An 8,369-nucleotide genomic window follows, 5' to 3' on the forward strand; every position below is an offset into this window, starting at 1 on the left:
ACGGTCGAGGCGACCGAGGAGGCCATCCTGAACTCGCTGTTCCGCGCCGAGACGATGACCGGTATCGACGACACGACCGTTCGGGCGCTCCCGCTCGACGACGTCCGGGCGGCACTCGACCAACCGTGATCGTGGGTTGCGTCGCGAGAACGCGTCTCAAATCCCCTCGATCCGTCGACACCGCGCCGCGACGGCCGATGGCGTCGCGCCGTCGGCGTCCCGGACGCGGTGATCGGGAACGAGGAGGGGAACGGGGTTCTCCGCGAGCGCAGCACGAACGGTCTCGCGGCCGTCCGCATCGTCGTCTAGGGCCGGTGTCATCCGGGCGAGGTCGTCGACGCCGACGGATCGACCGGCGGGAACGGACCGAAGCCGCTCTAAGACGGCCCGGAGATCGGTCGGCAGCGTCAACGCGATCGGCGGGTCGGTGAGCGGATCCCCGTCGGGGACCGATCCATCGGTGAAGTACGCCTCGATCCGATCGAGGACCGAACATCCGTCGTCCGCGTCCGCGTCGGCCGCCGCCGGAAACGAGACGCTCACGACCCGTCCGCTCGCCATGCCGACCTGTACGACGCCCACGTCGGGAATCTCTCGCGCGAAGATTCCGGTGATGCCCTCCATGCCCGACCGTTCGGACGCGACCCGGATAGCCGTTGTTCTCCCGCAAGCCTTATGTACAAATCCGTCCGTTAACGTACATCGATGAACGCTAACGAGGAGGTCGCGCCGGCGGTTCGGTCGATCCTCGATTCGGCCCGACGGCGTGATCCGCCCGACGGCCGGGTCGCGGTCGACGCGCGGTCGCTCCCGGACGCGCTGTCCGGTGCGGCCGCCGCCGGGCGTGCGCCCGTGATCGCGGAGATCAAGCCGACCAGCCCGACGACCGAGGGCGAGCGCGACGACGATCCCGTCGCGCTCGCCCGGGAGATGGTAGCCGGTGGGGCAGCGGCGCTCTCGGTGCTCACCGAACCGGAACATTTCGGCGGCTCCGTCGAGGCCCTCGATCGGGTCAGAAACGCCGTCGACGTGCCGATCCTCCGGAAGGATTTCGTGCTCGAAGAACACGACCTCGACGCGGTCGAGGCAGATGTGATCCTGCTGATCGCTCGGTTCCTCCCGAATCTCGACGACATGGTCGATGCCGCCCGCGACCGGGGATTCCAGCCGCTCGTCGAGGTCCACGACCGCGACGAACTCGCGCTGGCGCTTGATGCGGGAGCCGACCTGATCGGCGTGAACAACCGCGACCTCGCACGGCTGGATGTCGATCTCAACACGTTCGAGCGGGTTGCACCAGCCGCACCCGACGACGTGACGCTGATCGCCGAGAGCGGTCTCGCTACGCCCGCGGACGTTCGGCGGATGCGGGCGGCAGGGGCGGACGGTCTCCTGATCGGGAGCGCGATCATGGATGGGGAGGTCCGCGAGAACGTCGACCGGTTCGTCAGAGCCGAACGGCAACCGACGGAGAACGACGGGACGGGATCGGAGGGCGACACGTGAGCGAACCGAGCGGAACTTTCGGCGAGTACGGCGGACAGTACGTTCCCGAGGTGCTGATGCCGGCCGTTCAGGAACTCGCCGACGCACACGAGCGCTACGTCCGTGGGAACGAAGACGGCTTTCTCGACGAGTTTCGCGAGCGGCTCCGGACGTTCGCCGGACGGCCCACGCCGCTTCAGCGTGCTGATCGCCTCTCCGAGCGCTACGGCGTCGAGGTGTATCTCAAGCGCGAGGATCTGCTCCACGGCGGAGCACACAAGCTGAACAACGCGCTCGGGCAGGTTCTGTTGGCCCAGTACATGGGCAAAGAGCGGATCGTCGCGGAAACCGGGGCGGGCCAGCACGGCACCGCAACCGCGATGGCCGCCGCGCATCTCGGGTTCGACTGCGAAATCTACATGGGCCGGACCGACGTGAACCGCCAGCGCCCCAACGTCTTCCGGATGCGACTCAACGGGGCCGAGGTGAACCCCGTCGACGCCGGTCGTGGAACGCTCAAAGAGGCGATCAACGAGACGATGCGCGACTGGGCGACCACCGTCGAGACGACCCACTACGCCGTCGGCTCCGTCGTCGGTCCGCACCCGTTTCCGGTCATGGTCCGGGACTTTCAGGCAGTCATCAGCGAGGAGGTCCACCGACAGCTCCGTGAGGAGACCGGCGGTCTCCCCGACTCGGTCGTCGCCTGTGCGGGCGGCGGATCGAACACGATGGGTTCGTTCTCCGCCTTTCGCGACCACGAGGACGTGGCCCTCCACGCCGTCGAAGCGGGCGGATCAAGTCTATCGATCGACATCGAACGGGGCGTCGCGCCGAACTCCGCGACGCTCTCGACCGGCGAGGACGGCGTCCTCCACGGCGCACGGACCAAGCTCCTCCAGGACGACGACGGACAGATCGTCGAATCACACAGCGTCAGCGCCGGATTGGACTACGCGGGCGTCGGTCCCGAACTCGCCGACCTGGTCGAGCGGGATCGCGTCACCCCGGCGACAGTCGACGACGACGCCGCGCTGGCGGCGTTCCACCTCCTCTCGCGCGAGGAGGGGATCATTCCCGCGCTCGAAAGCGCCCACGCGATCGCTCACGTCGAACGGGCGCTGGGTCCCGACGCCGATGATCCCGCCCTCGGGGACGATCTCGGCGAGGTCGTCGTGATCACCGTCTCCGGTCGCGGGGACAAGGATCTGGAGACGGTGATCGAGGAGACCGAGCTTCGGGGGCTTGACGGCGCGCCCTCGATGGAGGTGTTCGATGAGTAGAATCGAGCGGGCGGTCGGCGGCTCCGAACCCGCGTTGATCCCCTACGTGTGTGCCGGGGATCCCGATCTGGCGTCGACCGCCGAGTACGTCCGCGCGCTCGACCGTGGCGGTGCGGACGTGATCGAACTCGGACTCCCGTTCTCCGAGCCGATCGCGGAGGGACCGACGATCCAGGCGAGCGTCGCCCGGGCGCTCGCGTCCGGCACGACCACCAGCGGCTACTTCGACCTCGTGGCCGGTCTCGACGTGGACCCGCCGCTCATCTGCATGACCTACTACAACCTGCTGTACAGCTACGGGTCGGGTGGGGCGACCGAACGCGAGCGGGTCGAGCCGTTCGTCGCGGACGCGGCGGCCGCCGGAATCGAGGGGCTGATCGTCCCCGACCTCCCGCTCGACGAAGGCGGCCCGCTCCGGGAGGTGTGTGCAGATCACGGGATCGACCTCGTGAACATCGTCGCGCCGACGACCGAGGGTGAACGTCTCGATCGACTCATGGAGACCACGTCGGGGTTCGCCTACGTACAGGCACGGCTCGGAACGACCGGCGCACGAGCCGACGTGAGCGAACACACGCACGCGAGTCTCAAACGACTCGCCGACTACGACGTCCCAAAGGCCGTCGGATTCGGCGTGAGCGAGGCCGAACACGCCCGCGAGATCGTCGCCGCCGGCGCCGACGGCGTGATCGTCGGCAGCGCGCTCGTCGAGATCGTCGCGGAGGGAGAGGCGGTCCCCGAACGGCTGGAATCGCTCGTCCGCGACCTGAAAGAGGGCGCGCTCGCGGGAGCGGAGGAAGTGCCGCGATCGGAACGCACATAATCGGCTCATGCCACAACTTCACACACGATGACTTCGCACACCGGACGACAGGCACGGCTCGACCGAATCGGCACAGCGGGGCGATACCTGATCGTCCCGATGGATCACGGGCTCACGATCGGCGCGGTACGCGGGTTGGTCGACATCGAATCGACCATCGACGCCGTCACGCGGGGCGGCGCGGATGCCGTTCTCACGCAGAAGGGAATCGCGCCACGTGTCCACGAGAACACGAACGGGGCGGGGTACGTCGTTCACCTGAACGGGTCGACGACGATCGGTCCCGACGAGAACGACAAGCGGCTGACGGGCACCGTCGAGGAGGCAATCCGCGTCGGCGCGGACGCCGTCTCGTTTCACATCAACGTCGGGAGTCGCCACGAGCGCGAGCAGATCGAGGATCTCTCCAGGCTGACGGGCGAGGCGAGCCGATTCGGGATTCCCGTGCTGGCGATGGCCTACGCGCGTGGACCCGACGTCGAGGGAGACGATCCGGAAGCGCTTTCCCACGCCGTTCGGCTGGCCGAGGAGGTCGGCGCGGACGTCGTCAAGACGGGCTACAGCGGCGACGCGGAGAGTTTCGATCGCGTCGTCGAGGCGACCCGTCTCCCGGTCGTGATCGCCGGCGGATCGAAAGGAACCGACCGCGAGACGGTCGAGATGGTCCGGGGAGCGATGGACGCGGGGGCGGCGGGGGTCTCGATGGGCCGGTCGATCTTCCAGCACGACGATCCCGAGGCGATCGCTCGCGCGGTGTCCGGCGTCGTTCACGACGATCTAGCGGCTGGCGAGGCGCTGGACCGAGCCGGGTTGACGGTCGAAGCGTAGCTGTCGGGGGCAGACAGGTGGCGGGTTCTCGACCGCGCGTCGGTGGCCACACTCCCGCGAAGCGACGCACGGCAGTCGTCAGATCACGGCGGGTCTGGGGGCGTTTCAGTACTTGAAGCTTCGCCGGAGAGAGCGGGGTTCGGGGAACAGGATTAACCATGCTCCCGTTGCCCGATTCACCTGGGGAAACCGATAATGCGATTCGAGAACTCGACTGTGGTCGTAACGGGCGGCGGCTCAGGAATCGGGCGGGAAACGGCGCGCGCGTTCGCCGAAGAAGGAGGAAACGTCGTCGTCGCCGACGTGGATCGCGAGGTCGGCGAGGACGCGGCCGAGACGATCACCGACGAGACCGACGGGGAGGCGACGTTCGTCGAGGTGGACGTAACCGACGACGGAGCGGTGAACTCGATGGTCGAGACGGCGGTCGAACAGTACGGCGGACTCGATGCGGCGGTCAACAACGCCGGGATCGGCGGGCCACAGGTGCTGACGGCGGAGGTGGACGACGACGGCTGGCAGGCCGTGATCGACGTGAACCTCACGGGCGTCTGGCGCTGTATGCGCCACGAGATTCCGGCAATGGTAGACGATGGCGGCGGCGCGATCGTCAACGTGGCGTCGATCCTCGGACGGGTCGGATTCGAGACGGCGTCGGCCTACACCGCCGCAAAACACGGTGTACTGGGTCTCACGAAGACCGCTGCGCTGGAGTACGCGGACGACGAGATCCGGGTCAATGCGGTCTGTCCGGGGTTCGTCGAGACGCCGATGTTGGACGAGGCAGGGATGCTCGCCGACGAGGACGTTCGCCGTGATATCGAGGGAAGACACGCGATGGATCGGCTGGGCCGACCCGACGAGATCGCGGATGCCATCACGTGGCTCTGTTCGGACGGTGCGTCCTTCACGACCGGCGAGTCACTCGTCGTCGATGGCGGATACCTGAGTCAGTGAACGGCTCCCGTGGGAGCGTCCGATTCGCCACGTCCGCCACGCTTTAGCCCCGCGAGCGCGCATCGGATGACAATGACGAGAGCGGTCTGGTTGAAAGCCGACGAGACGGTCGGCGACTGGGAAGCCCGACGCCGACGGATCACCGCGGGGCTCGAGTCCGACGTCGATCGAATCCTGGTCGACGAGCAGGACGTAGCGCGGGTTCGAGAGCTCGGCGACGTCGAGGTGGCGGCCTTCCGATCCGCCACCGAGGTCGACGTGATCGAAGAGTGGAGCGACGAGGACGACGCCGAAGACGCCCCCGATGCCGACGTCGTGATCGTCGGCAAAGACGCCGAGGGCGACGGTTCGGTGTCGCTTCCGACGGAGACGGCGGAATCGAGCGACCTCGCCGCGATCAGACGCGGTGACGCCGACGGCGGGTACGTCCGGATCCTCGACGAGGACTACGAGGCGTTCGCTGAGGCGGTCGCTACCGAAGCGGCCTACACGATCGTCGTCGGCGAGGACTGGACGATCATTCCGCTCGAAAACCTCATCGCACGGATCGGCGACGAGACGACGCTGATCGCTGGCGTCGAGAGCGCCGCGGAGGCACGGACGGCGTTCGAGACGCTCGAGGTCGGAACCGACGCCGTCTTACTCGACAGCGACGATCCCGACGAGATCCGTCGGACGGTCGAAGTGCGCGACGAAACCGAGCGCGAGTCGCTGGAGCTTCAGTGGGGAACGGTCACAGCCGTCGAGCGAGCCGGCAGCGCCGATCGGGTCTGCGTCGACACCGGGAACCTGATGGACCACGACGAGGGGATGCTCGTCGGGTCGATGTCCCGCGGACTGTTCTTCGTCCACGCCGAGACCGCGGAGTCGCCGTACGTCGCCTCCCGGCCGTTTCGGGTGAATGCGGGGGCCGTCCACGCCTACGTCCGGGATCCGGAGGGCGGGACGAACTACCTCGCGGAGCTGGCCAGCGGCGACGAGGTCGCGGTCGTGGATACCGCCGGAACCGTTCGAACGGCCGTCGTCGGCCGCGCGAAGATCGAGCGGCGGCCGATGTTTCGCGTCGAGGCCGAGATCGAAACCGAGGAGGGAACCGATCGTGTCGAGACGCTCCTACAGAACGCCGAGACGATCAAGGTCCACACCCGTGACGGCCGGCGTGCCGTGACGGATCTCGGCGTCGGCGACGAGGTGTTGTTGTACTACGAACCAGTGGCCCGTCACTTCGGGGAGGCCGTCGAGGAGCGGATCATCGAAAAGTAGCGCTCGATAGCGGTTCCGTCCGAATCTACGCGCGATCACCGTCGGACGGTTCAGCTTCGATCACCGTCCGCGCGATCACGGCGGCGGCGTCCGCCACGGCCTCCGGATCAGTCTCCTCGTCCGGGTTGTGACTCACGCCGTCGACGCTCGGGACGAACACCATGCCGGCCGGAATCCCGGCGAGTTGAACGTTCATCGCGTCGTGCCCGCCACCACTCGGAAGCCGTCGATGAGCGGAGGTGGCCGACGCGGCGGCGGCCGCGAGCCGGTCGCCGAGAGCGTCGTCGAGTTCGACCGGCTCGGAGCGGTCGAGTTCCTCCAGATCGATCGAGAGCCCTCGTCGCTCCGCAACGTCGTCGAACGCCGCGAGCAGCCGTTTCTCGGCGCGATCCCTGACGGCGAGATCGTTGCTCCGAACGTCGAGTGGGAACGAGACCTCACCGCAGACGACGTTCATCGCGCCGTCGACGGGCGTCACGTCGCCGACCGTGGCGACGAGATCGCCGTCTGCGGCGCTCTCTCGGCCGATCGTCTCCACCGTTCCGATCAGTTCGGCCGCCCCCGCGATCGCATCACGCCGGAGTCCCATCGGGGTCGCGCCGGAGTGGTCGTCACGTCCCTCGACGGTCACGCGGTATCGAACGGGCGCGCGGATACTGGTGACGATGCCGAGGCCCTCGTCGGCTTCGTCGAGAACCCGACCCTGCTCGATGTGGACCTCCACCATCCCGGCGACGCGTTCGGGGTCGATCGTCGGCTCCGAGAGATCACCGGGCTGGCAGCCGACCTCCCGCATCGCCTGCCAGAGCGGCACGTCGTTCTGATCGGTCGCCGAGAGATCCTCGACCCGGAGCATTCCGAGCGCCCCCCGGCTGCCGATGGTGTGCCGGCCGAAGCGAGCGGACTCCTCGGCCCGGAAGATCACGAGAGTCGGCTCGCAGTTCGGATCCGCGTCGCTCCGGTGTACCGCTTCGATCGCCTCCATCGCCACCACGACCCCGAGGCTGCCGTCCAGTCGTCCGCCGTTGAACACCGTATCGAGGTGGCTGCCCGTGAGAAACGTTCGATCGGCGTCGAGGGTCCGTGCAGCGAAGACGTTCCCGAGCGGATCGGTTCGGACCTCGTAGCCCGCCGGGAGTTCGTCGATGACGTACTCGATCGCCGCGGTCTCCTCGTCGGTGTACGCGAGGCGGGTGACGCCACCACTGCGCGTCCGGCCGATCGCCGCGAGGTCGTCGAGTCGACGGTCGATCCGGTCGGGGTCGATCCGTGCCACGAGGGCGTCGAACTCCGGTTCCATTCGAGAGACCCCCACCTACGGGCCGAAGCGAAATAACTGTTAAACCCACCGGGAACGATCTTCAAACGATGTCCGACGTGGCTCGGCTGATCGAAGAGTGCGGAGCGATCACCTACGGGACGTTTACGCTCTCCGATGGGTCGCTCACGGACTACTACGTCGATAAGTACGTCTTCGAGACCCGCCCGGCGGTTCTCGACGCAATCGCCGACGAGATCGCCACCCGCCTGGACGACGGGATCGACGTAATCGCCGGGCCAGCGCTCGGGGCCGTTCCGCTCGTGACCGCGGTCTCGTTGCGGACCGGAGTTCGCGGGGCGTTCGTCCGCCGGGGCGACACCCACCACGGGACGCAGGCTCGCATCGAGGGCGATATCGGGAAGGGCCAGCGCGTCGCCGTCGTAGAGGACGTGACGGCGACCGGGGCGAC

General features: G+C 67.8%; 9 protein-coding genes. 7 read left to right on the forward strand and 2 right to left on the reverse strand.

Features of this window, described 5'->3' with window-relative positions; all coding sequences use genetic code 11:
• Nucleotides 1-156: 156 nt before the first annotated feature.
• A complete protein-coding gene (locus tag QZT59_RS17490; RefSeq protein ID WP_290819171.1) occupies nt 157-624 on the reverse strand; it encodes an MGMT family protein in 468 nt (155 codons plus the stop codon).
• A gap of 81 nt (nt 625-705) precedes the next feature.
• Here QZT59_RS17490 and trpC point away from each other — a divergent pair, with 81 nt between their 5' ends.
• The 6 genes from trpC (at nt 706) to QZT59_RS17520 (ending at nt 6,639) form a co-directional block, all read left to right on the forward strand.
• Nucleotides 706-1,506: an indole-3-glycerol phosphate synthase gene (gene trpC / locus QZT59_RS17495; RefSeq protein WP_290819172.1), complete on the forward strand. Its 801-nt coding sequence runs from the start codon at nt 706-708 to the stop codon at nt 1,504-1,506.
• Between the two features lie 56 nt (nt 1,507-1,562).
• Nucleotides 1,563-2,768, forward strand: coding sequence for a tryptophan synthase subunit beta (trpB, locus tag QZT59_RS17500; protein ID WP_394348674.1), 1,206 nt, complete (start codon nt 1,563-1,565; stop codon nt 2,766-2,768).
• Complete coding sequence (gene trpA / locus QZT59_RS17505; RefSeq protein ID WP_290819174.1) at nt 2,761-3,591, forward strand: tryptophan synthase subunit alpha; 831 nt, start codon at nt 2,761-2,763, stop codon at nt 3,589-3,591. The genes trpB and trpA overlap by 8 nt, the downstream gene beginning before the upstream one ends.
• A gap of 27 nt (nt 3,592-3,618) precedes the next feature.
• A complete protein-coding gene (locus QZT59_RS17510; RefSeq protein ID WP_290819175.1) occupies nt 3,619-4,419 on the forward strand; it encodes a 2-amino-3,7-dideoxy-D-threo-hept-6-ulosonate synthase in 801 nt (266 codons plus the stop codon).
• Nucleotides 4,420-4,611: 192 nt separating this feature from the next.
• Entirely contained in the window at nt 4,612-5,376 is a 765-nt protein-coding gene (locus QZT59_RS17515) for an SDR family NAD(P)-dependent oxidoreductase (RefSeq protein ID WP_394348675.1), read from the forward strand.
• A gap of 72 nt (nt 5,377-5,448) precedes the next feature.
• Nucleotides 5,449-6,639 (forward strand): 3-dehydroquinate synthase II, encoded by a 1,191-nt coding sequence (locus QZT59_RS17520; RefSeq protein WP_290819177.1) that lies wholly within the window; start codon nt 5,449-5,451, stop codon nt 6,637-6,639.
• A 25-nt stretch (nt 6,640-6,664) separates the two neighbouring features.
• Here QZT59_RS17520 and QZT59_RS17525 read toward each other — a convergent pair whose 3' ends face one another.
• Nucleotides 6,665-7,939, reverse strand: coding sequence for a Zn-dependent hydrolase (locus tag QZT59_RS17525; RefSeq protein ID WP_290819178.1), 1,275 nt, complete (start codon nt 7,937-7,939; stop codon nt 6,665-6,667).
• 68 nt (nt 7,940-8,007) lie between these two features.
• On the opposite strand from QZT59_RS17525, the gene QZT59_RS17530 reads away from it, so the two are divergent.
• Nucleotides 8,008-8,369 (forward strand): orotate phosphoribosyltransferase (locus tag QZT59_RS17530; protein ID WP_290819179.1); only part of this gene is annotated, 362 nt, incomplete at its 3' end.

This window comes from Halovivax sp., assembly GCA_007119345.1.
Classification (GTDB): Archaea; Halobacteriota; Halobacteria; order Halobacteriales; family Natrialbaceae; genus Halovivax.